The 23,370-nt window shown below is 65.9% G+C and carries 22 protein-coding genes; 11 read left to right on the plus strand and 11 right to left on the minus strand.

Going from position 1 to position 23,370, the window contains the following annotated elements:
* Nucleotides 1-35 precede the first annotated feature (35 nt).
* Nucleotides 36-833, minus strand: coding sequence for a 5'/3'-nucleotidase SurE (gene surE / locus ACFPK0_RS14785; RefSeq protein ID WP_377341829.1), 798 nt, complete (start codon nucleotides 831-833; stop codon nucleotides 36-38).
* Nucleotides 834-1,027: 194 nt separating this feature from the next.
* Here surE and ACFPK0_RS14790 point away from each other — a divergent pair, with 194 nt between their 5' ends.
* On the plus strand, nucleotides 1,028-1,570 hold the full coding sequence (locus tag ACFPK0_RS14790) for a Smr/MutS family protein (protein WP_040671227.1): 543 nt from the start codon (nucleotides 1,028-1,030) through the stop codon (nucleotides 1,568-1,570).
* A 97-nt stretch (nucleotides 1,571-1,667) separates the two neighbouring features.
* Here the strand turns inward: ACFPK0_RS14790 and truD are convergent, their stop codons facing one another.
* From truD to ACFPK0_RS14830, 8 genes are all read right to left on the minus strand, one after another.
* Entirely contained in the window at nucleotides 1,668-2,678 is a 1,011-nt protein-coding gene (gene truD, locus ACFPK0_RS14795; protein WP_040671210.1) for a tRNA pseudouridine(13) synthase TruD, read from the minus strand.
* 39 nt (nucleotides 2,679-2,717) lie between these two features.
* On the minus strand, nucleotides 2,718-4,112 hold the full coding sequence (mgtE, locus tag ACFPK0_RS14800) for a magnesium transporter (protein WP_377341831.1): 1,395 nt from the start codon (nucleotides 4,110-4,112) through the stop codon (nucleotides 2,718-2,720).
* On the minus strand, nucleotides 4,109-4,582 hold the full coding sequence (gene ispF, locus ACFPK0_RS14805; RefSeq protein ID WP_377341833.1) for a 2-C-methyl-D-erythritol 2,4-cyclodiphosphate synthase: 474 nt from the start codon (nucleotides 4,580-4,582) through the stop codon (nucleotides 4,109-4,111). The genes mgtE and ispF overlap by 4 nt, the downstream gene beginning before the upstream one ends.
* Before the next feature lie 46 nt (nucleotides 4,583-4,628).
* Nucleotides 4,629-5,324, minus strand: coding sequence for a 2-C-methyl-D-erythritol 4-phosphate cytidylyltransferase (ispD, locus tag ACFPK0_RS14810; RefSeq protein WP_377341835.1), 696 nt, complete (start codon nucleotides 5,322-5,324; stop codon nucleotides 4,629-4,631).
* Nucleotides 5,321-5,662, minus strand: coding sequence for a cell division protein FtsB (gene ftsB / locus ACFPK0_RS14815; protein WP_007082767.1), 342 nt, complete (start codon nucleotides 5,660-5,662; stop codon nucleotides 5,321-5,323). Before ftsB ends, ispD begins: the two co-directional genes overlap by 4 nt.
* A gap of 18 nt (nucleotides 5,663-5,680) precedes the next feature.
* Complete coding sequence (gene eno, locus ACFPK0_RS14820; RefSeq protein WP_056603121.1) at nucleotides 5,681-6,982, minus strand: phosphopyruvate hydratase; 1,302 nt, start codon at nucleotides 6,980-6,982, stop codon at nucleotides 5,681-5,683.
* A gap of 67 nt (nucleotides 6,983-7,049) precedes the next feature.
* Nucleotides 7,050-7,883 carry a 3-deoxy-8-phosphooctulonate synthase gene (gene kdsA, locus ACFPK0_RS14825; RefSeq protein WP_056603118.1) on the minus strand — a complete coding sequence of 278 codons (834 nt, stop codon included), beginning with the start codon at nucleotides 7,881-7,883 and terminating at the stop codon, nucleotides 7,050-7,052.
* Nucleotides 7,884-7,917: 34 nt separating this feature from the next.
* Nucleotides 7,918-9,588: a CTP synthase gene (locus ACFPK0_RS14830; RefSeq protein WP_007082770.1), complete on the minus strand. Its 1,671-nt coding sequence runs from the start codon at nucleotides 9,586-9,588 to the stop codon at nucleotides 7,918-7,920.
* A gap of 177 nt (nucleotides 9,589-9,765) precedes the next feature.
* Between ACFPK0_RS14830 and ACFPK0_RS14835 the strand changes: the two genes are divergently transcribed.
* From ACFPK0_RS14835 to ACFPK0_RS14850, 4 genes are all read left to right on the plus strand, one after another.
* Nucleotides 9,766-11,568, plus strand: a complete 1,803-nt coding sequence (locus ACFPK0_RS14835; RefSeq protein ID WP_377341839.1) for an aminopeptidase P family protein — start codon at nucleotides 9,766-9,768, stop codon at nucleotides 11,566-11,568.
* A gap of 115 nt (nucleotides 11,569-11,683) precedes the next feature.
* Nucleotides 11,684-13,573: a DNA topoisomerase IV subunit B gene (gene parE, locus ACFPK0_RS14840; RefSeq protein WP_377341841.1), complete on the plus strand. Its 1,890-nt coding sequence runs from the start codon at nucleotides 11,684-11,686 to the stop codon at nucleotides 13,571-13,573.
* 165 nt (nucleotides 13,574-13,738) lie between these two features.
* Complete coding sequence (locus ACFPK0_RS14845; protein ID WP_056603107.1) at nucleotides 13,739-14,809, plus strand: PLP-dependent cysteine synthase family protein; 1,071 nt, start codon at nucleotides 13,739-13,741, stop codon at nucleotides 14,807-14,809.
* Nucleotides 14,810-15,044: 235 nt separating this feature from the next.
* Complete coding sequence (locus ACFPK0_RS14850; protein WP_007082774.1) at nucleotides 15,045-15,566, plus strand: 3-hydroxyanthranilate 3,4-dioxygenase; 522 nt, start codon at nucleotides 15,045-15,047, stop codon at nucleotides 15,564-15,566.
* Nucleotides 15,567-15,657: 91 nt separating this feature from the next.
* Here ACFPK0_RS14850 and ACFPK0_RS14855 read toward each other — a convergent pair whose 3' ends face one another.
* Entirely contained in the window at nucleotides 15,658-16,206 is a 549-nt protein-coding gene (locus ACFPK0_RS14855) for an NUDIX hydrolase (RefSeq protein WP_377341844.1), read from the minus strand.
* Between the two features lie 172 nt (nucleotides 16,207-16,378).
* Between ACFPK0_RS14855 and ACFPK0_RS14860 the strand changes: the two genes are divergently transcribed.
* Both ACFPK0_RS14860 and ACFPK0_RS14865 read left to right on the plus strand, forming a co-directional pair.
* Nucleotides 16,379-17,908 (plus strand): amino acid permease, encoded by a 1,530-nt coding sequence (locus ACFPK0_RS14860; protein ID WP_007082776.1) that lies wholly within the window; start codon nucleotides 16,379-16,381, stop codon nucleotides 17,906-17,908.
* Between the two features lie 89 nt (nucleotides 17,909-17,997).
* On the plus strand, nucleotides 17,998-19,476 hold the full coding sequence (locus tag ACFPK0_RS14865; RefSeq protein WP_377341846.1) for an amino acid permease: 1,479 nt from the start codon (nucleotides 17,998-18,000) through the stop codon (nucleotides 19,474-19,476).
* Nucleotides 19,477-19,862: 386 nt separating this feature from the next.
* Here ACFPK0_RS14865 and ACFPK0_RS14870 read toward each other — a convergent pair whose 3' ends face one another.
* Nucleotides 19,863-20,198 carry a high-potential iron-sulfur protein gene (locus tag ACFPK0_RS14870; protein ID WP_007082778.1) on the minus strand — a complete coding sequence of 112 codons (336 nt, stop codon included), beginning with the start codon at nucleotides 20,196-20,198 and terminating at the stop codon, nucleotides 19,863-19,865.
* Between the two features lie 162 nt (nucleotides 20,199-20,360).
* Between ACFPK0_RS14870 and ACFPK0_RS14875 the strand changes: the two genes are divergently transcribed.
* The 4 genes from ACFPK0_RS14875 (at nucleotide 20,361) to ACFPK0_RS14890 (ending at nucleotide 23,352) form a co-directional block, all read left to right on the plus strand.
* On the plus strand, nucleotides 20,361-21,008 hold the full coding sequence (locus tag ACFPK0_RS14875; protein WP_377341849.1) for a methylthioribulose 1-phosphate dehydratase: 648 nt from the start codon (nucleotides 20,361-20,363) through the stop codon (nucleotides 21,006-21,008).
* Nucleotides 21,005-21,565, plus strand: coding sequence for a 1,2-dihydroxy-3-keto-5-methylthiopentene dioxygenase (locus ACFPK0_RS14880; RefSeq protein WP_377341851.1), 561 nt, complete (start codon nucleotides 21,005-21,007; stop codon nucleotides 21,563-21,565). The genes ACFPK0_RS14875 and ACFPK0_RS14880 overlap by 4 nt, the downstream gene beginning before the upstream one ends.
* Before the next feature lie 75 nt (nucleotides 21,566-21,640).
* The gene (gene mtnC / locus ACFPK0_RS14885; protein WP_377341853.1) at nucleotides 21,641-22,327 is read left to right on the plus strand and encodes an acireductone synthase; all 687 of its coding nucleotides are present in this window, start codon (nucleotides 21,641-21,643) and stop codon (nucleotides 22,325-22,327) included.
* A gap of 20 nt (nucleotides 22,328-22,347) precedes the next feature.
* On the plus strand, nucleotides 22,348-23,352 hold the full coding sequence (locus tag ACFPK0_RS14890) for a C13 family peptidase (protein WP_377341855.1): 1,005 nt from the start codon (nucleotides 22,348-22,350) through the stop codon (nucleotides 23,350-23,352).
* The last annotated feature ends 18 nt before the right edge of the window (nucleotides 23,353-23,370 follow it).

Genomic DNA, 23,370 nt, shown 5'->3' on the forward strand with positions numbered 1-23,370 from the left:
AAGGCCGCGGCTGGCAGAGGATAGGGATTCACCGTTCAAACAACCTCATGTTGGGTGGCGGATCCGTCCGCCAGATCATCGGTCAGCGCCTGCATCCAGCTGCTGACTTTCTCCAGCGCCTGGAACCGGGTCAGGTCCACATGGATGGGCGTGACCGAAACAAAGCCACGGCGCACCGCATCGAAATCCGTCCCCGGCCCGGCATCATCAACCTCGCCCGCCGGCCCGATCCACCAGATCGGGCGGCCGCGCGGATCAGCCCGCAACACGGACGGCGCCGAACGATGGCGGCGGCCAAGCCGGGTGACCTCGAAACCGGCGATCTGCTTCCACGGCAGGTCGGGCACGTTGACGTTGAGAATGGTATCGGCCGGCAGCGGATCGACCAGCAAGCGCTGCATCAGCAACAGCACCGCGCGCGCTGCCGATTCGTAATGGGTGCCCTGGTGATCGCTGCTGACCAGCGAGACGGCGATCGCCGGCAACCCCAGGAAACGCCCCTCCATCGCCGCCGACACCGTGCCCGAATAGATCACGTCGTCGCCGAGGTTGGCCGAGTTGTTGATGCCCGACACCACGATGTCGGGCTCGTCCTGCAGCAGCCCCGACAACGCCAGATGGACGCAATCGGTGGGCGTGCCGGCCACGCGGTAATAGCCGTCGCCCATCGGCAATACGCGCACCGGCGCGTCGAGGGTCAACGAATTGCTGGCGCCGGAGCGGTCGCGGTCCGGCGCCACCACGGTCACGGTGCCGACCGTGCCCAGGCAATCGGCCAGCACGCGGATGCCCGGTGCATCCACGCCATCATCGTTGCTTACCAGAACTCGCATGCTGATCCGTAGGAAACCGTTGAGCTGCAGCCGCCGAACCGGTGGGAGACGCGAGCCGGACAAGCTGCCAGGCCGCAAAATTTCCACCAGAAACGTTTATCCAGCGCCATGCGCTCCAAGCGTTCAAGTCTACCGTAGCGGGGCCTCGCATTCACATGGCGCCGGTCCGCGGTGCGACGCATTACCATGGCCGCATGAAACGCCAGCCCGCGCCGATCAGCGATGACGACAGCCGCCTGTTTCGCGAAGCGATCGGCGGCACGCGGCCGCTCGAAGCGGTGGCCGCGCCCCCGGCGGCGGCAAAGCCGGCGCCCTACCCACGCATGTTCGAGGCCGACGAGGCGGCGGTGGCAGGCGATCTGCTGAAGCTCGACTTCGACCCTGCCGCCCTCGAAGTGGGCGAGGAACTGAGCTATCTGCGCGACGGCTATTCACCCAGGCTGCTGCGGCAACTCAAACGCGGCCAGTTCAGCGTGCAGGACCACATCGACCTGCACCAGATGAATGCCGCCGCAGCCCAGAGCAGCATCGTGGATTTTCTGGCCGAGGCGCGACGGGAAGGCTGGCGCTGCGTGCGCATCGTGCACGGCAAGGGTTTGCGTTCGCGCGCAGCAGGTCCGGTATTGAAAGCGCTCACCGATCGCCTGCTGCGTCGACGGGACGATGTGATCGCCTTCGCATCGGCGCGGCCGGCATTGGGCGGCACGGGCGCGGTAGTCGTTTTGCTCAAGCGCTAGAGGAAAGCTGCGCCATACGGATGGTGGGAGCGACTTCAGTCGCGATGCTCTTGCTCTGGGGCTCCAAGGCAAAAGAGCATCGCGACTGAAATCGCTCCTACATCACGGCGGCGAGTTCGCGCACCACCACCGTGGCGTAGGCGCCAGCGGGCAATTCGAAGACCAGCTCGAGCGCGTCGTCAGCGAGCCAGCGCCACTTCAGATCGTGCGGCAGCAAGCGCAGCGGGCGACGCTCCTGATCCATGCGCGCCGCCGCCAGCCCGTCGGCCAAGTCCTGGTGCGCAGCGCCGATCTCGCGCTCCAGCGCACCGGCTTCATCCTGTGTGGGCGGTTCGCCCTGCCCCCACAGCGGACCCGAGGGATGGATGTCGCCGCGGGCCAGGCGTTCGGCCAGCACCGCGGTGAAAGGCTCCGGCCCGAACCACGAACGTGAGCCGGCCAGCGACCATATCTCGCCCGCCAGCGGCGTGTCCCACGCCTGCCGTTCGACCCGCGCGGCCAGCACCTCGTTGAATATCTGCGAGCGCGCGGCGGACAGCAGGAACGAGCGCTTGCTGCGTTCCACCCTGCGCCCCGCGAACATCGCCCGCGCCTGCGCCACATTGCCGCCTTCGCGGCCGAAGCGCTGCTCGCCGTAATAGTTGGGCACGCCGCGCGCGGCGATCTGCTGCAGCACCTGTTCGGCCGCCTCGCGATCACCCTGCACCTCGCGCAGCACCAGCACGAAGCGATTGCCGCGCAACGCGCCGCGCTTGAGCTTGCGCGAATGACGCGTGGCCGCCAGCACTTTCACTTCCGCATGCGGGAAGGTCGACCAATCCGGATCGGGCTTGCCCGCCAGTTGCAGGGAAAACGTCTGCCGGGTGACCGCGTGGCGATCCTTCAGGCCCGCGTAACCCACCGCGACCGGGGCCACCCCGGCGAACCGGGCCAGCTCGCGGGCCACCCAGTCGGTATTGGCGCCGCGTTTCTCCACCCACAACAGGACATGCTCGCCGGCGCCGTCGGCGTCATAACCGAGGATTTCCTCCACCTGAAAATCCTCCGGGCTGGCACGCAGCCGCGCGGTCAAGGGTGGAGTGCCACAGGCGTAAGGGAGTTCGGACATGAATATCCAGAGTGCGTGGTGCAGGCAGCGGACGCTGCGTTACATCAGGAAAATCGAGGCCAGGCCGAGAAAGATGAAGAAGCCGCCGCTGTCGGTCATCGCGGTGATCAGCACGCTGGAACCCAGCGCCGGGTCGCGCCCGAACCGGGTCATCAGCACGGGAATGCCGACGCCGGCGAACGCGGCCAGCAACAGGTTCAACGTCATCGCCGCGGTCATCACCAGGCCCAGCGACAGGCTGTCGTAAAGCCACCACGCCACGACGCCGATCACGCCGCCCCAGATCAGTCCGTTCAGCAGCGACACGGTCAGTTCCTTGCGCCACAGGCGCTTGGCGCTTTCGGCGGTGATCTGGTTCAGGGCCAGCGCGCGCACGATCATGGTGATGGTCTGGTTGCCGGAGTTGCCTCCGATGCCGGCCACGATCGGCATCAGCGCGGCCAGCGCCACCAGCCGCTCGATCGAATTCTCGAACAGGCCGATCACCCGCGACGCGATGAACGCGGTCACCAGGTTGATCGCCAGCCACGACCAGCGGTTGCGCAAGCTGGCCCACACCGAGGCGAAGATGTCCTCCTCCTCGCGCAGACCGGCGCGGCTCAACGCCTCGCTCTCGCCTTCCTCGCGGATCACGTCGACCATCGCATCGATGGTGATGCGGCCGATCAGGTGGCCGTTGTCATCCACCACGGGGGCGGTCACCAGGTCGTAGCGTTCGAACGCCTGCGCCACTTCGTAGGCGTCGTTCTCGGGGTGGAACGTGTTGACGTCGGGCGCCATCACGTCGCTCACCATCTTGTCCGGCGCGTTGACCAGCAGCCAGTGCAGCGGCAGCACGCCGGTGAGCAGATTGTCCTGATTGATCACGAACAGCTTGTCCGTCTGCGCCGGCAGCTCGTCCCAGCGGCGCAGGTAGCGCAACACCACTTCCAGGCTCACATCCTCGCGGATGGTCACCATCTCGAAGTCCATCAGCGCGCCGAGCTGGTCGTCCTCGTAGGACAGCGCCGACTGCACTTGCTCGCGTTGCTGTGCGTCCAGGCCCGCCATCAGCTCCGGCAGCATCGCCGTAGGCAGGTCCTCGACCAGGTCGGCCAGTTCGTCGGCGTCGAGGGTCTCGGCGGCGGCAAGGATCTCGTGGCGATCCATATCCGCGATCAGCGATTCGCGCACTGCGTCGGAGACTTCCAGCAGGATCTCGCCGTCGCGATCGGCCTTCACCAGTTGCCAGATCGCCAGACGGTCATCCAGCGGCAGCGATTCGAGGATGAAGGCGATGTCCGCCGGATGCAGCTCGTCCATCTGCTGGCGCAAATCCGCCAGCACGTCCGCGGGCAGGCGGCCATCCGCCTCGTGCCGATGCAGCAGCTCGACGATGACGTCGAGCTGGTCGTGCAGCCGGCTGGCGGCGCTGCGGGCTTCTACCTCGGTCACGCGTGCTCCAGCAGGGCGCACGCTTGCGCGGCAATCCCTTCGCCCCGGCCGCAGAAGCCGAGTTTTTCAGTGGTGGTGGCCTTGACGCTGATGCGACCGACGTCGCAGCCGAGATCGGCGGCGAGGCATTCACGGATGGACGCCACGTGCGGGCCGACTTTCGGAGCTTCGCCGATCACGGTGACATCCACGTTACCCAGCGTGTAACCCTGCTGCTTCATCAACTTGGCGGCGTGGCGCAGGAACTGGCGGCTGTCGGCACCGCGCCAACGCTCGTCGCGCGGCGAGAAATGCGTGCCGATGTCGCCCAGTGCCAGTGCGCCGAAAATCGCGTCGCACAGCGCATGGATCACCACGTCGCCATCCGAATGCGCCACCAGCCCGCGCTCATGGGGCACGCGCACGCCGCCCAGCATGACGTGGTCGCCCTCGCCGAACGCATGCACGTCGAAGCCCTGCCCGATCCTCATCGCGGCATGCCGGGTGAAAGCGCGAAAGAGTCCCTCGCGATTGCGTTCATGTCACGATCCTTGAAAGCAGGTACGCCGCCAGCGGAAAGTCCGCCGCGGTGGTGACCTTGATGTTGTCCTCGGCGCCTTCCACCAGCAACGGGGCGTAACCAGCCAATTCCATCGCCATGGCCTCGTCGCTTACGGCGCGGCCGTCCTTCGCCGCCGCGCGCAAGGCCGAAGCCAGTTGACCACGGCGGAACATTTGCGGCGTGAACGCGCGCCAGCGCTGATCGCGCGGCTCCGTCTGCGCGCTGCAGCCGGCCGCGTCGGCGCGCTTCAACGTGTCGCGCAGCGGGGCACCCAGCAGGCCACCATCCTTCGCACATCCCTGCTCGATCAGCGCGCTGATGTCGGCCAGGCGCACGCAGGGACGTGCCGCATCGTGCACCAGCACGAAGTCGTCCTGCCCCACCGTGGCCGGCAACGCGTCGATGCCGGCCAATACCGAGTCGCTGCGTTCGGCACCGCCCAGGGCCGTCATCACGCGCTTGCCGTTGAGTTCGGTGATACCCGGCCAGCGCGCATCATCCGCACCCAGCGTCACCAGCAGGCCGGCGATTTGCGGGTGTGCGGCAAGACGCTCCAGCGTGTGTTCGATCAATGGCCGGCCCGCCAGCGGCAGGTACTGCTTGGGACACATGCCACCCACCCGCGTGCCGCGCCCGGCGGCCGGCACCACGCACCACAGCGCGCCGGTCATTGCGCGCCCGCGGGTGGCGCAGCGGGCGGCGGGGGCGGCAGCGAAACGCTGGCCGCCGTGGCCGGCCGCTCATCCACCTGATAGAACGTCTCGCCGGGTTTGATCAGGCCCAACTCGTTGCGTGCACGCGCCTCGACCGCCTGCTCGCCATGCTTCAGATCCAGCACGTCGGCCGCCAGCGCCTGGTTGCGCTGGACCAGCCGCGCGTTTTCGTCAGTCTGCTTCTTCAACGAAACACGCAAGGTGTCCACCTCGCGCACGCCACCGCTGCCGGACCACAGTTTCAGCTGCAGCCCGACAAGCGTGACGATCAGGATCAGGGCAACCCAGCGCAGCATGGGATGTCGTGACTCCCGTCAACCGGGCAGGCGCGTCAGGTTGGGGAACGCGTCGCGACCGGCATAGCGCGCGGCGCTGCCCAGGGCTTCCTCGATGCGCAGCAGCTGGTTGTACTTGGCCACGCGATCGCTGCGGCACAGCGAGCCGGTCTTGATCTGGGTGGCGGTGGTGGCCACGGCGATGTCGGCGATGGTGGTGTCCTCGGTTTCGCCGGAGCGATGCGAGATCACGGCCGAGTACTTCGCCGCATCGGCCATCGCGATGGCTTCCAGGGTTTCGGACAGGGTGCCGATCTGGTTCACCTTGATCAGGATCGAGTTGGCGATCTTTTTTTCGATGCCTTCGCGGAAGATCACCGGGTTGGTCACGAACAGGTCGTCGCCCACCACCTGCACGGAGTCGCCGATCCGGTCCGTCAGCAGCTTCCAGCCGTCCCAGTCGCCTTCGGCCATGCCGTCCTCGATCGTGATGATCGGGTACTGCTTGGCCCAGCCGGCCAGCAGGTCGACGAACTCGGCCGAGCTGTATTTCTTGCCTTCGCCGGCCAGGTCGTACTTGCCGTCCTTGTAGAACTCCGAGCTGGCTGCGTCCAGGCCCAGCAGGATCTCGCTGCCCACCTTGTAGCCGGTCTTGTTGACCGCTTCGAGGATGGTGTCCAGCGCTTCGATGTTGGAGCGCAGGTTGGGCGCGAAGCCACCCTCGTCGCCGACGGCGGTGTTGAGGCCCTTGCCCTTCAGCACGCTCTTCAGCGCGTGGAAGATCTCGGCACCGGCGCGCAGCGCTTCGGCGAAGCTGGGCAGGCCGACCGGCAGCACCATGAACTCCTGCACGTCGATGTTGTTGTCCGCGTGCTCGCCGCCGTTGATGATGTTCATCATCGGCACCGGCAGGGCGCCGGGCTTGCCGTCCTTCGACAGGTACTTCCACAGCGGCTCGCCGCGCGACGCGGCCACCGCATGCGCCGCGGCCATCGAAACACCGAGCAGCGCGTTCGCACCCAGCTTGCCCTTGTTCGGCGTGCCGTCCAGCGCGATCAGCTTCGCATCCAGGCCTTTCTGATCCGCCGCATCGAAACCCTTCAGCGTGTCGGCAATGGTTCCGTTGACGTTGGCCACCGCATTTTTCACGCCCTTGCCGCCGTAGCGCGACTTGTCGCCATCGCGCAGTTCAACGGCTTCGCGCGAACCGGTCGAGGCGCCGCTGGGCACCGCGGCGCGGCCGAACGCGCCGTCGGCGAGCGTGACTTCTGCTTCCAGCGTGGGGTTGCCACGCGAGTCGAGGATTTCACGGGCGTGGATGCGGGTGATCTGGTTGCTCATGCGGTTTCCGTTGGTCGAGTTGAATGGTCTGTGGGTTGTAGGGGCGAATTCGCGCGCGGCCGGATGACTACACGCCTTGTTCGAGAAAGCCATGCCGCTTGGTGACGGCGTCGAGTTCCAGCAGCGTCTCCAGCAGCGCCTTCATTTTGTCCAGCGGCCACGCGTTGGGGCCATCGCTCAGCGCCTTGCTGGGATCGGGATGGGTCTCGGCGAACAGCCCGGCCACGCCCACCGCCACGGCGGCGCGCGCCAGCACCGGCACGAATTCGCGCTGGCCGCCCGAGGTGGCGCCCTGCCCGCCCGGCAATTGCACCGAATGGGTGGCGTCGAACACCACCGGGCAACCGGTGTCGCGCATCACGCTCAGCGAGCGCATATCGGAAACGAGGTTGTTGTAGCCAAAGCTGGCGCCGCGCTCGCAGACCATGATGCTGTCATTGCCGGCGGCCTTGGCCTTGGCCACCACGTGTTTCATGTCCCACGGCGCCAGGAACTGGCCTTTCTTTATGTTCACCGGCTTGCCGGCGCGCGCCACCTTCTGGATGAAGTCGGTCTGCCGGCACAGGAACGCCGGCGTCTGCAGCACGTCGACCACCGATGCCACTTCGTCCATCGGGGTGTATTCGTGCACGTCGGTGAGCACCGGCACGCCGATCTGGCGCTTCACTTCGCCGAGGATGCGCAGGCCTTCTTCCAGTCCCGGCCCGCGAAAGCTTTCGCCGGATGAGCGGTTCGCCTTGTCGAAGCTGGATTTGAAGATGAAGTGGATGCCGAGCCCGCTGGTGATTTCCTTCAGCGTGCCGGCGGTGTCCAGCTGCAATTGCTCGGACTCCACCACGCAGGGGCCGGCGATCAGGAACAGCGGCTGATCCAGCCCGATATCGAATCCGCAAAGCTTCATAGGACGTATTTCCCGATCAATAGGCAAGACCGCGTCATGCGCTGGCCTGGGCGGCCAACGGTTCGCCCTCACGCACGGCCTTGTATTCGGCGGCCGCGCGGACGAAGTCGCTGAACAGCGGATGGCCGTCGCGCGGGGTGGAGGTGAATTCAGGATGGGCCTGGCAGGCCAGGAACCACGGATGCTTCTGCGGCGGCAATTCCACCACTTCCACCAGCAGGTCATCCATCGACTTGCCGGAGATCACCAGGCCCTGATCCTCGAACGACTGGCGGTAGCGGTTGTTGAATTCGTAGCGATGGCGATGGCGCTCGCGCACCACTTCCTGGCCGTAAAGCTGGCGCGCCAGCGTGCCCGCCTTGAGCCGGCATTCCTGCGCACCCAGGCGCATGGTGCCACCCAGGTCGGAGCGGTCGGTGCGCTGCTCGACTTCGCCGCTGGCGGTGGTCCATTCGGTGATCAGGCCGATCACCGGGTTGGCGGTGTTGCGGTCGTTCTCGCTGGAGTCGGCGTCGGTCAGGCCGGCCACGTTGCGGGCGAAATCCACCACCGCCGCGTGCATGCCATAGCAGATGCCGAAGTACGGCACGCGGTGTTCGCGCGCGTATTTGGCCGTCAACACCTTGCCTTCAAAGCCGCGCTTGCCGAAACCACCGGGCACCAGGATCGCGTCGACCTTGCCCAGCACTTCGGCGGCGCCCTCGGCCTCGATCTGCTCGGAGTCGATCCAGTCCAGGTTCACCCGCGTCTGCTGGCGGATGCCGCCATGGCGCAGCGCTTCGGCCAGTGACTTGTACGCGTCCTTGTGCTCCACGTACTTGCCCACGATGGCGATGGTGACCTCGTTCTTCGGGTGCTCCACGGCGTCGACGGTGCGCTGCCAGCTGGACAGGTCCGCCGGATCGGCATCCAGGCCGAGCCGCTTTACCACGATGTCGTCCAGCCCCTGGCTATGCAGCCACAGCGGCATCTTGTAGATCACGTCGACATCGGGCGCGCTGATCACGGCGGATTCGGGCACGTTGGTGAACAGCGCTATCTTGCGGCGCTCGGCCTCCGGCAGGGCGTCCTCGCAGCGGCACAGCAGGATGTCCGGCTGGATACCGATCGAGCGCAGTTCCTTCACCGAATGCTGGGTCGGCTTGGTCTTGATCTCGCCAGCGGCCTTGATATACGGCACCAGGGTGAGGTGCATGAACACCACTTTCTCCGGACCCTGCTCCACCCGCAGCTGGCGGATGGCCTCCAGGAACGGCAGCGATTCGATGTCGCCCACGGTACCGCCGATCTCCACCAGCGCCACGTCGAAACCGCGCGTGGCCTCGTGGATGCAGTGCTTGATCTCGTCGGTGATGTGCGGGATCACCTGCACGGTGGCGCCGAGGTAATCGCCGCGACGCTCCTTGCGGATCACGCTTTCGTAGATTTTGCCGGTGGTGATGGAATTCTTGCCGGTGAGGCGGGTACGCATGAAGCGCTCGTAATGCCCCAGGTCAAGGTCGGTCTCGGCACCGTCGTCGGTCACATAGACCTCGCCGTGCTGAAACGGGCTCATCGTGCCCGGATCGACATTGATATAGGGGTCGAGCTTCATCATGGTGACCGAGAGCCCGCGAGCCTCGAGAATGGACGCGAGTGACGCCGCCGCGATGCCCTTGCCAAGCGAGGACACTACACCGCCGGTGACGAAGATCAGGGGGGTCATGAAATTCAGCCGTGCTGGAAATCGGCATTTTAGCGACATCGGCGTCCAGCCGCGAGGGATCGGCGCAAATTACTGGCGAAAGATTCAGCTGGCACCAAAAAAATGCCGCGCCATCATGTGTGCGGCATGCGGAAAATCAGCCCAAAGCAGCGTGGGTCGGCCTGCTAACATTGATGGATGAACCCACCTGTCCCGACCCGCCTGGCCGCCTTGCGCGACGCCATGCAGCAACACGGCATTGCCGCCGTGCTCGTCCCCAGCGCCGACCCGCACCTGTCCGAATACCTGCCAGCGCATTGGCAGGCGCGTACCTGGCTGTCGGGCTTCGACGGATCGGCCGGCACCCTCGTGATCAGCGCGACCAAGGCGGGGCTATGGACGGATTCGCGCTATTTCTCGCAAGCCGAGCAGCAACTGGCCGGCAGCGGCATCGCGTTGATGAAGGAACGCGTGGCGGACGTACCCGATCACCTCGCATGGCTGCAGCAGCAACTGCAGCGAGGCGACGTGCTGGCCGTGGCCGGTGACAGCCTTTCCGTCAACGGCCAGCGCCAGATCGAGCGCAAGCTGGCCGTCGGCGGTGCCACCGTGCGCATCGACCTGGATCTGCCCGGTCTGATCTGGCCCGACCGCCCGGCCCTGCCGCAGGCGCCGGTGTTCGCCCATGACCCCATCTACGCCTGCGTGCCGCGCACCGACAAGCTGGCGCGGCTGCGCGAGGCGATGCGCGCGCAGGGCGCCAGCCACCATTTGCTTTCCAGCCTGGACGACATCGCCTGGCTGACCAACCTGCGCGGCAGCGACGTCGAGTGCAATCCTGTGTTCCTGGCGCACCTGCTGGTCGAGGCCGAAGGTCGCGCCGTGCTGTTCGTCGATCGGGCCAAGTTCGATGATGCGCTGGTCGCCGAACTGGCCGCCGATGGCATCGATATCGCGCCTTACGCAACCATCACCCGCGCCCTGGGCGCGCTGACCGCCGACGACAAACTGCTGCTGGACAGCAGCCGCGTGGTCAGTGCCATTGCCGCCGCGATCCCGGCGCATGCGGCACGCATCGAGGCGGCCAATCCCAGTACCGCGTTCAAGGCCATCAAGACCGCGGCCGAGCTCGGCCATATCCGCGAGGTGATGCGCCATGACGGGGTGGCGCTGGTGCGCGCGTTTCGCGAACTGGAAGAGCGGCTGGCCGCCGGCGAATCGCTCACCGAACTGGACGTCGACGCGCTGCTGCACCGGCAGCGTTCGGCGCAGCCGGGCTGGATCGGCGAAAGCTTCGCCACCATCGCCGGCTACCTGGCCAACGGCGCGTTGCCGCATTACCGCGCCACGCCCGAGGCGCACAGCATGCTGCAGGCAGAAGGCCTGCTGCTGGTCGACTCGGGTGGCCAATACCTGGGCGGCACCACCGACATCACCCGCGTGCTGGCGCTGGGCGAGACCACGCCGGAACAACGGCGCGACGCCACCCTGGTGATGAAGGGCATGATCGCGCTGTCGCGTGCCCGCTTCCCCAAGGGCGCCAGCGGCCCGCAACTGGATGCACTGGCGCGCGCACCGCTGTGGGCCAGCGGCATGGATTACGGCCACGGCACCGGCCACGGCGTGGGCTATTTCCTCAACGTGCACGAAGGTCCGCACGGCATCCGTCCGCCCTCGGCCGGTGGCGCGCTGGTACCGCTGGAGCCGGGCATGATCAGCTCGATCGAACCGGGCCTGTACAAGCCCGGCCGTCACGGCATCCGCCACGAAAACCTGGCGGTGGTGATCGCCGCCGACCAGACCGAATTCGGCGAATTCCTGGCGTTCGAAACCTTGACCCTGTGTCCGTTCGACCGCCGCGCACTGGAGCCGGCCCTGCTCAACCCCGATGAACGCGCCTGGCTGGACGACTACCACGCCACCGTACGCGCCGCCCTGAGCCCGCTGCTGGATGGCGACGACCTGGCCTGGCTGCATCGACATTGCGAACCGTTGAGGTGAAACCCTGAAGTGAGTGGCGAGCGGCGGGAGATGGCGACACAACTCCTGCTCCCGCCCTTGACCCGCCCGCCCCTGCCGCCCATCCTGCCCCGTTACCCTTCACAGTCATCGCCCCATGAGCAATCGTTACGACGCCGCCGATATTGAAGTCCTCTCCGGTCTGGATCCGGTCAAGCGCCGGCCCGGCATGTACACCGACACCAGCCGGCCCAATCACCTGGTGCAGGAGGTGGTGGACAACTCGGTGGACGAGGCGCTGGCCGGCCACGCCAGCCATATCGAGGTGACCCTGCACGCCGATGGCTCGGTGGAAGTCAGCGACGACGGCCGCGGCATGCCGGTGGATATCCATCCCGACGAGGGCATCCCCGGTGTCGAGCTGATCCTCACCCGGCTGCATGCGGGCGGCAAATTTTCCGGCGACAACTACAGCTTCTCCGGCGGCCTGCATGGCGTGGGCGTGTCGGTGGTGAACGCGCTGTCCACGCGGGTGGAGGTCACCATCCGCCGCGACGGCAACGAGCAGCGCATGGCGTTCGAGAACGGCGACCGCGCCAGCGAGCTGGAGCTGCTCGGTACGGTGCCGAAGAAGCGCACCGGCACCACGCTGCGCTTCTGGGCCGACCCCAAATACTTCGACTCGCCGAAGATCTCGCTGCCCAAGCTGAAGCACCTGCTGCGCGCCAAGGCGGTGCTGTGCGCCGGGCTCAACGTGAAGCTCACCGACGCGGCCAGCGGCGAAGTCATCGAGTGGTACTACGAAGACGGCCTGCATGATTATCTGAGCGGCGAACTCGATGGCGCCGAGGCACTGCCCGCCGAATTGTTCGTGCACCACGTGGCGCGCAACACCGAAGGCCTGGACGTGGCGCTGGCCTGGCTGCCCGAAGGCGAGCTGGTGCAGGAGAGCTACGTCAACCTGATCCCCACCGCGCAGGGCGGCACCCACGTCAACGGCCTGCGCAGCGGCCTCACCGTGGCCATCCGCGAATTTTGCGACATCCGCAACCTGCTGCCGCGCGGCGTGAAGCTGGCGCCCGAAGATGTATGGGAGCGGCTGTCGTTCGTGCTGTCGGCGCGGCTGCAGGACCCGCAGTTCGCCGGCCAGACCAAGGAGCGGCTCTCGTCGCGCCAGGCCGCGGGCATGGTCGAGAACGTGATCCACGACGCCTTCAGCATCTGGCTGAACCAGCACACCGAGATCGGCGAACGCATCGCCCAGTTGGCGATCGAGCGCGCCAGCGCGCGGCTGAAAGCCTCCAAGCAGGTGGTGCGCAAGAAGATCACCCAGGGTCCCGCCCTGCCCGGCAAGCTGGCCGACTGCACCGCCACCGACCTGAGCCGCACCGAGCTGTTCCTGGTCGAGGGCGATTCGGCCGGCGGCAGCGCCAAGCAGGCGCGCGACAAGGAGTTCCAGGCGATCCTGCCGTTGCGCGGCAAGATCCTCAACACCTGGGAAGTGGAATCCACCCTGGTGCTGGCCTCCGAGGAAGTGCACAACCTGGCCGTGGCGATCGGCTGCGACCCGGGCAAGGACGACCTGAGCGGCCTGCGCTACGGCAAGGTGATCATCCTGGCCGACGCCGATTCCGACGGCCTGCACATCGCCACCTTGCTGTCGGCGCTGTTCCTCAAGCATTTCCCCAAGCTGGTCAGCGAGGGCCACGTGTTCGTGGCGATGCCGCCGCTGTTCCGCGTCGACGTGGGCAAGCAGGTGTTCTATTGCCTCGACGAAAGCGAAAAGGTGGCGATGCTGCAGCGGATCGAGCGCGAGAAAATGAAGGGCGCGGTCAGCACCACCCGCTTCAAGGGCCTGGGTGAAATGAACCCGCCGCAGTTGCGCGAATCCACCATCCATCCCGACACCCGCCGGCTGGTGCAGCTGACCACCGCCGAGGAAGACGGCACCGCGCGCGTGATGGATCTGCTGCTGGCGAAGAAGCGCGCCAGCGACCGCAAGGCGTGGCTGGAAGAGAAAGGCGACCTGGCGACGCTGGAGGTTTGACCTGCGTCAGGTTGCCCTTCGACCGCTGCGCTACGCTCAGGGAGCGCGGCCAGGGAGCGCGGCTCCAGATATGCGCAGTCCCCAAACCGTTCTCCCTGAGCGTAGCGCAGCGAAGTCGAAGGGCCGCGCCGCAAAAACACAACACGAACCGCAGGCCATCGCATCATGCCCAGCTGGACCCGCCGCTCCATCGAGATCCTCGCCGCCGAGGCGGCGCGTTCGGCCGACACGCACCTGATCCGGCTGGACCTGCCCGCGTTTCCCGGCATTCCGCTGTATTTGAAAGACGAATCCGCGCACCCCACCGGCAGCCTGAAGCACCGGCTGGCGCGCTCGCTGTTCCTGTACGCGATCTGCAATGGCTGGCTGCATGAAGACCAGCCGGTGATCGAGGCCTCCAGCGGCAGCACCGCGATCTCCGAAGCCTACTTCGCCCGCCTGCTCGGCCTGCCCTTCATCGCCGCGATGCCGCGGCGCACCTCGTGCGACAAGATCGCGCAGATCGAGCACTTCGGCGGACGCAGCCATCTCATTGACGGCACCGATGTCTACGGTGCCGCCGAGCAACTGGCACGCGAGTCCGACGGCTACTACATGGACCAGTTCACCTTCGCCGAACGAGCCACCGACTGGCGCGGCAACAACAACATCGCCGAGTCGATCTTCCGGCAGATGGAGCGCGAATTCGATCCGGTGCCGCGCTGGATCGTGGTTTCCGCCGGCACCGGCGGCACCTCGGCCACCATCGGCCGCTACATCCGCTACGGCGCCGCCCGCAGCGACGGCACCCAGCTGGCGGTGGTGGACCCGGAAAACTCCGTGTTCATGGACTACTTCAACAGCGGTGACGCCTCGTTGCGGCTGGATTGCGGCTCGCGCATCGAAGGCATCGGCCGGCCACGGGTGGAGCCGTCATTCATCCGTGGGGTGATCGACCGCATGATCCGCGTACCCGACAACGCCAGCATGGCGGCGTTGCGTGTGCTGGAGCGGTTGATGGGTCGCCGCTGCGGCGGCTCCACCGGCACCAACCTGGTCGGCGCCCTGCAACTGATGTGCGAGCTGCGCGCCAGCGGTGAAAAGGGACCGGTGGTGACGCTGATCTGCGACGGCGGCGAGCGTTATCGCAAGACGTATTACAACGACGACTGGCTCGCCGCCGAAGGCTTCGACGTGGCCAACGAGCAGGCGCGGCTGGAGCAGGTCATCCAAAGCGGGCGCTGGGTCGACGCGTGATACCTGGCCGACGCACGTGTCATTGAGCTGCCATCGGATTTACCTGGAAAAATCCGTTCATCCTGAGCGTAGGCCAAAGGCCGGAGTCGAAGGACACGCCGCCTGGGCCGCCCCAGCCGGGCACCACTTCGACTCCGCCCGCTGCGCGGACTACGCTCAGCGCGAACGGCTTTGGGAGCCGGATGGCCATCAGACAAGTGGCATTCGGCGCTGACCTATTCTTCGGGAACTTCGCATGGCCCTGCTACCACCACTCAACCTGCAACGCTGGATCGACGAACACCGCCATCTGCTGAAACCGCCGGTGGGCAACAAGTGCATCGTCGATGGCGACTTCATCATCATGATCGTGGCCGGCCCCAACGCGCGCACCGACTACCACTACGACGAAGGCCCGGAGTTCTTCCACCAACTGGAAGGCGAGATGATCCTGAAGGTGCAGGACGAGGGCCAACCGCGCGATATACCGATCCGCGCCGGCGAAGTTTTCTACCTGCCGCCGCGCGTGCCGCACTCGCCGCAGCGCATGCCCGGATCGATCGGCCTGGTGATCGAACGCCGCCGCCTCGCCAATGAAAAGGATGGACTGCTGTGGTTCTGCGAGCACTGCAACCACACCCTGTTCGAGGAGTACTTCGTGCTCGACAGCATCGAACACGATTTTCCGCCGGTGTTCGACCGCTTCTACGGCTCGATCGAGGCGCGCACCTGCAAGGCGTGCGGGCACGTCAATCCGGCGCCGGCGAAATATTCGTAGAACCTGGTGTGTGGGAGCGACTTCAGTCGCGATGCTTCTGCTTTGGAGCTTCAACGCAAGAGCATCGCGACTGAAGTCGCCCTTACAGGTGTTAGCGCAGCGCCAGCCATTTGCGCGCCATGCGACGCAGTGACGTATCGAGGCTTTCATCGGCGGCCACCTCCGTCACCGGCCGCCACGCCAGCGCGCGTGATTCGCCATTGACCACGAAGCGTTCATCGCCCCCGGCCCGCACCACGTAGCGCACGTCGTAATGCCAATGCTCCGGCTCGGCTCCACGCAGCGGAATGCGGTGGCGGTCGATATCGAAGATGTCGCCTTCGACGCGCAAACCCGGCACGCCGGTTTCCTCCTGCGCTTCGCGCAAGGCCACGCCTGCCAGGTCGGGATCGCCATCGGCATGGCCGCCGGGCTGCAACCAGCGGTCGAGCTTGCGGTGATGCATCAGCAACACGCGCTCGCCGTCGCCGCTGACCAGCCACGCCGAGCCGGTGAAGTGCGCCACGGCATGGGTCCGCTGGAAGACCTCGGGGTGGCTGCGCAGGAAATCCTCGAATTGCGCGACGGTTTTTTTCTCCCCCTGCCATAAGTCACGGTAGCGGCGCAGTGACTCGATCAGAAAGTTTTGTGGTGCCTGCATCGTCGTCCATCCGGTTCATGAAAGTGCGCTGCAGCAAGCCTTCGCGAGGCCTGAATCCAGCTTGTACAACCCCCAACGCTCGGCTATGTTGGCCCACTATTCGCATCTCCGCACCACGCGTCGCGCACTGCTGCAGCGCACTAGCGGACGCATTCATGCCAAGGGGCGCTTGATGATCAAAAATCTTTTTGCCACCCATCCCATCAAGGCCATGCCCCATGTGGATGCGGGCGAGCCGGTGGAGGGTAGCGCCGAAGGCGAGGTCACCCTCAAACGCGTCTTGACGGCGCGGCACCTGGTGATGCTCGGGGTGGGTGCGGTCATCGGCGCGGGCATCTTCGCCATCACCGGCACGGCGGCGGCACAGTTCGCCGGCCCCGCGCTGATCCTCAGCTTCCTGATCGCCGCCGTGGCCTGCGGCCTGGCCGGCATGTGCTACGCGGAGTTCGCCGCGATGCTGCCGGTTTCCGGCAGCGCCTATTCCTATTCCTACGCCACTCTGGGCGAAGTGGTGGCCTGGTTTGTCGGCTGGGCACTGGTGCTGGAATACCTGTTCGCCGCATCCACCGTGGCGGTGGCCTGGTCGGGCTACTTCGGCGAACTGCTGCGCATGCTCAGCTCGATGACCGGCCTGAATTTCACCTTGCCCGCAGCGCTGTCCTCGGCCCCGCTCACGTTTGCCGAAGGCGGCCACACGCTGGTCACCACCGGCGCACTGATCAATCTGCCGGCCATCATCATCGTCGGCGCGATCAGCTGGCTGTGCTACATGGGCATCACCCAGTCGGCGACGGTCAACGCGATCATCGTGGCGATCAAGGTGTCGGTGATCCTGCTGTTCCTGATCGTGATGTTCAACTACATCAACCCCGATCTGTGGCACCCGTTCATCCCCGCCAACGAGGGCGGCTCCAAGTTCGGCTGGAGCGGCATCTACCGCGGCGCCACGCTGGTGTTCTTTGCCTATATCGGTTTCGACGCGGTCTCCACGGCCGCCGGCGAGGCGAAGAACCCGCAGCGCGACATGCCGATCGGCATCCTCGGCTCGCTGCTGCTGTGCACCGTGCTGTACGTGGCGATGGCCGCGGTGATGACCGGCACCACGCCGTTCCGCATGCTCAACACGCCCGAGCCGGTTGCCACCGCGATCAACTATGTACTCGGCACCGTGGCCGCCGGCAGTCCCTCCAGTTACATCCTTGGCGCGTTGAAGATCCTGGTGGTGTTCGCGGCGCTGGCCGGCCTGAGCTCGGTGATCCTGGTGATGCTGATGGGCCAGCCGCGCATTTTCTATTCGATGTCGCGCGACGGTTTGCTGCCGCAGGCACTGGGCCGCCTGCACACGAAGCACCGCACGCCCTACGTGGGCACCATCATGGTCGGCGTGATCGCCAGCATCCTGGCCGGCCTGTTCCCGGTCGACGTGCTGGGCGACCTGGTGTCGATGGGTACCTTGCTGGCCTTCGCCACCGTCTGCATCGGCGTACTGGTGCTGCGCCGCACGCGGCCGGAACTGCCGCGCGCGTTCCGCGTGCCGGTGCCGTGGCTGGTCTGCCCGCTGGGCGCGGCCGCCTGCCTGTTCCTGTTCTGGCAGGCTTTCGAGGTGCGCTGGCCGCTGCTGGTGAGCTGGATCGTGATCGGCTTCCTGATCTACGGCTTCTACGGCTACCGCCACAGCAAGCTGCGCCAGGGCGCGCGCTGAGACGCAGCGGCCGGCACGGCGCCGGCCGCTCACACACAACGTGTCGCGCACGCGGCGCAACAACCATCCGCTCCCGACGACAAGTGGCCATGCTCAAACAGTTGCTCGCCCGCAAGACCGATTTCAGCGATGCCGACGATGCCAACGGCCCCACCCTGCGCCGCACGCTGGGGCCGATCGGATTGACGGCGCTGGGCATCGGCGCGGTGATCGGTGGCGGCATCTTCGTGATCACGGGCCAGGCAGCCGCCGATCACGCGGGGCCGGCGGTGATCCTGTCGTTCCTGCTGGCAGCCATCTGCAGCACGTTCACCGCGCTGTGCTACGCCGAATTCGCCACCCTGATCCCGGTATCCGGCAGCGCCTACTCCTACGCGTACGCCACCCTGGGCGAGTTGGTGGCGTGGTTCATCGGCTGGAACCTGGTGCTGGAATACGGCGTATCCGCCTCGGCGGTAGCCGTGAGCTGGACGGGTTATTTCCTGAGTCTGCTCGACCATATCGGCCACACCTTCAGCATGGACTTGAGCCTGCCGGCGGCGCTGACCAACGCGCCGCTGGCATTCACCGCCGACCATCAACTGATCGCCACGGGTGCGCTGTTCAACCTGCCTGCGGTGGTGCTGGTGCTGTTGCTGACCTGGCTCTGCTACGTCGGCATCCGCGAATCGAGCCTCGCCAACGCGGCCATGGTGGTGTTGAAGGTGGGCCTGATCGCGCTGGTGATCGTGGTGGGCTGGCGCTACGTCGACCCCTCCAACTGGCACCCTTTCATCCCCGAATCGCAAGGTCACTACAAGTACGGCTGGGGCGGCGTCCTGCGTGGCGCGGCGATGGTGTTTTTCGCCTACATCGGCTTCGAGGCCACGTCGGTGGCGGCGCAGGAATCGCGCAACCCGCAACGCGACCTGCCGATCGGCATCCTCGCTTCGCTGGCCATCTGCACGGTGCTGTATATCGCCATGGCCGCGGTGATGACCGGACTCAGTTCCTACACGCTGCTGGGCACCAACGAGCCGGTAGTGACCGCACTGCAGGGGCATCCCGCGCTCGGCTGGCTGCGCTGGCTGGTGGAAGTGGGCGCGATGCTGGGACTGGCCTCGGTGGTGTTGGTGATGATCATCGCCCAACCGCGCATCTTCATGATCATGGGCCGCGACGGCATGCTGCCGAAGGTGTTCACGCGCATCCATCCGCGCTATCGCACACCGCATCTGAATACGCTGATCACCGGCGCCGGCATCGCGTTGCTGGCCGCCATCTTCCCGCTGGACGTGTTGGGTGACCTGGTTTCGATGGGCACCCTGATCGCCTTCATGGCGGTTTGCGCGGGGGTATGGATCCTGCGCCACACGCGGCCGGAATTGCCGCGTACGTTCCGGGTGCCGTGGGCGCCGCTGATCTGCTCCCTGGGCATTCTCAGCTGCGCCGCCCTGCTCGCCACCATGGCTTGGTACAACTGGGGGCTGATGGTGTTGTGGACGGTGATCGGGCTGGTGATCTATTTCGGCTATGGACGCCGGCACAGCCATCTTCATCAGCAGGAAATGGCGCGGAACGGCGTCTAAAAGACGTAAATTTCGTCCAATTGTGGCGCCTGTCGCATGATTGGCGCCGACCATCGTCCAATATCGGGCACTGCATCAGGACTACGATGCAAGTGACTGTTTTAGATGAATTTAACGAAATATTTTTCCGGAAAATCCCGCCCGAGATTGCCCCAACGGGCTCACGCGGGGGTATCATGGCGATCCGCGGGTTGATCACTTGGCAGTGGGCCCCGGATCGCCGCCCGGCACGTCAGGCAGGGTCAGCTCCTCAACCTGGCGTGTCGGGCAGCACTTTCTCTGGCTCCGCCCCCATTCCCTGTTCGTGATTGCGCCGCCCACAAGCGCGCATGCGAAAGAGGCCGGCTCCTTCGAGCCGGCCTCTTTCGTTGTACGAAGCTCTGTGATCAGGCTTTCTTCGGCGTATGCGACACGCACCAGCCCTTCGCATTGACCGACTTGCCGGGGAACAACTGGCAAGGGCCACGGCCGGTGGTGTTGGTGGCCGTATAGAACTGGCAGTTGTGGCACACGTCGCCGGCCTTGTACTTCGGATTGGTCGACTTGGTCGCGTCCTCCACGTAATCCAGCGCCTTGGCGGTCGGATCAGTGGGGCTCACCGCCGGCAGATCGGCGGCGCGTGCAAGGCGCGGCAAGCCGCCCATGACCACGGCAGCCGCGGTGGTGCCCGCCGCGATTTTCAGGAAGTGGCGGCGCGATTCGATATCGTTTTCTTTCGACATGGCAGAGTCTCCGTCGAGGTGACCGGCGCACCCTGCACCGGATCGCGGAAGTGTCACGCCATTTACCTCAACGCTTCCTGACTTGCGCGAATGGCTCGCATTACGCCCTTGGCGCGAAGGGGCCCGTGGTATGATGCTGATTGATTTGGACGGCCAAACCGTATGACCCAGCAGCTGCCCGCCACGATGTCCCAGAGCCTGTTCGACAGCCGCGCCGACGCCATCGCCGATGCCGCGCGGCAACTGGCGGCGCTTGGCTGGACCCCGGCCACCAGCAGCAATTTCTCGATGCGGGTGGACGACGAACACGCGGCCATCACCATCTCCGGCCGCGACAAGGGCCACCTCGGCCGCGACGACATCATGCTGATCGATCTGCACGGCCACGCGGTGGGCACCACGGCCAGGCCCAGCGCCGAGACCGCGCTGCACACGCAGGTCTACCGGCGCTGGCCGGAAATGACCGCCGTGCTGCATACCCATTCGCGCACCCAGAGCGTGGTATCGCGACTCTACGCCGCGCGCGGCGCCATCCAGCTTCAGGGCTGGGAATTGCAGAAGGCCATCAGCGGCTACACCAGCCACGACAGCGTGCTGGAAATTCCGGTGTTTCCCAACACCCAGCACATGCCTGATCTGGTGGCCCAGGTGGATGCCTGGCTGGATGCCGGCAAACCTTTGCACGCGTACCTTATCGACGGCCACGGCATCTACACCTGGGGCCGCGACATGGCCGAGGCCCGCCGCCATCTCGAAGCACTCGAATTCCTGCTCGAATGCGAAATGGATCTGAGGAGATTGTCATCATGAGTCAGCTGCGCATTTTCGACGAGGCACAACCGCAAGCGGCGCTGGCCGAGCACCGCGACCATGCCGCCATCGCCCGCGAGCTGGGCAAGGTCGGCGTGCGTTTCGAGCGCTGGGAGGCAAGCCAGCCGATCGAGCCCGGCGCCAGCCAGGATGAAGTGATCGCCGCCTACCGTGGCGACATCGACCGGTTGATGGCGGAAAAGGGTTACCAGAGCGTGGACGTGATCAGCCTCACGCCCGACCATCCCGACCGCGCCACGCTGCGCCAGAAATTCCTCAGCGAGCACACCCACAGCGAGGACGAGGTGCGCTTTTTCGTGGCTGGTGCGGGGCAATTCACCCTGCACATCAACGACAAGGTCTACGACGTGCTGTGCGAGAAAGGCGACCTCATCGGCGTACCCGACGGCACCCCGCACTGGTTCGACATGAGCGAATCGCCGTACTTCGTGGCGATCCGCCTGTTCACCAACAAGGAAGGCTGGGTGGCCCAATTCACCGGCACCGACCTGGCCAGCCGATTCCCCCGCATGGCGCCCCTCGTCCACACCTCGTAGATACCCGTCGCAGGCGAGGCTCTTGCGAATCCCGAATCCCGAATCCCGAATCCCGAATCCCGAATCCCGCCTCCCATGATCGAAATCCGCGCCGTCGTCACCGATATCGAAGGCACCACCAGCGCCATCACCTTCGTGCGCGACGTGCTGTTTCCATACGCCCGCAAGCGCTTGCCGGCCTTTGTCGAAACCCATGCCGATCAGCCCGAGGTGCAGCATTGGCTGCATGAAGCGGCGAAGGAGGCGGGTTTCATCGAAGCCAGTCGCCAGGAAGTGATCGAACTGCTGCTGCGCTGGATCGACGAGGATCGCAAGTCCACCGCACTGAAGGCGTTGCAGGGCATGATCTGGAAGGCCGGTTACGAAGCCGGCGACTACGTGGCCCACATGTATCCCGAAGTGGCCGCCCGCCTGCGCCAATGGCGCGCCGACGGCCTGCGTCTGTACGTCTATTCGTCCGGCTCGGTACCGGCACAACAGCTGTTTTTCGGGCATAGCGAAGCGGGCGATCTCACGCCGCTTTTCGCCGGCTACTTCGACACCGAAACCGGACCCAAGCGCGAAGCGGAATCCTACCGTCGCATCGCGGCGGCGATCGACGAACAGCCGCAACACACGCTGTTTCTTTCCGACATCGTCGAGGAACTCGACGCCGCCCGGGAGGCGGGTTTCCAGACCGGCTGGCTGCTGCGTCCACCACTGGAGGCGCCCGCCCGGCCCCGCCACCCGGTCTTTGCCGATTTCGACGCGATCGCGCTCTGACTGCCCGCGGAAGGCCGACCATGCGCCCGCTGTTGATCGCCCTGCTCGCTTTCGTCGCCGGTGTCTGGCTGACCACATGGTGGCAGCCCGCCGCGCCCACAGCGGCGGCCGCGCATGTTCCTGGTGCGGCATCGACGGCTTCCGTTGCCGCAGCACCGATGGCGATGGACGCGGTCGCCGATGATCGCTGGCCCGCGGGCAGCCCGTCACCCGAACAGCTCATCTATGCGCAACCCCGATTGGTACGCAACGCGCTGGCGCAATTGACGCCGCGCATCAACGGCAGGCCGAACCTCTATCTGGTGGCCTTTGCCGGCGATGCCAGTGAGGATGTTTTTCGCAACGAGGTCGAATACGCCGCCAGACTGTTTCCCGCCCGCTTCGGCGCCGCCACCCACACGCTGGTGCTGGAGAACAATCCCGCCTCCCTCGACACGCGTCCGCTGGCCAGCTGGAGCAACCTCGAAGCAGTGCTCGACGGGCTCGCCCGCGTGATGCACCCGGAGGACATCCTGATGCTTTACGTCACCAGCCACGGCAGCGAGGACCACTACCTGCTGGTCGACATGGATCCGGTACCGCTCGACCAGATCGGTGCGAATGATCTCGCCGGCATCCTGCGCGAGCATGCCTTCCGCTGGAAAATCGTGGTGGTGAACGCCTGTTACTCGGGCGGCTTCGTGCCGCCGTTGCGTGGCGACGGCACGCTGGTCATCACTGCCGCGCGCAGCGACCGCAGCTCGTTCGGCTGCGGCAGTGATTCGGACATCACCTATTTTGGCAAGGCCTGGCTGGTCGATGCGCTGAACCACACCAACACGTTCACCGACGCCTTCCAGCGCGCCAGCAAAACCATCGCCGGCTGGGAAAGCCGGGACAAGCTCACGCCATCGGAGCCGCAGCTCGATGTCGGCAAGGGCATCACCGCGCAACTGGATCTGTGGCGCAAGGGCGTCGAGCCCGGAGCGAAGGTTCCATTCGCGCCGGCAACCGTATCGATGGATCCGGCAAACATCGCGCACTGATCGACGACGCGCCTCCCG

The organism is Rhodanobacter ginsenosidimutans (assembly GCF_042655685.1).
Classification (GTDB): domain Bacteria; phylum Pseudomonadota; class Gammaproteobacteria; order Xanthomonadales; family Rhodanobacteraceae; genus Rhodanobacter; species Rhodanobacter ginsenosidimutans.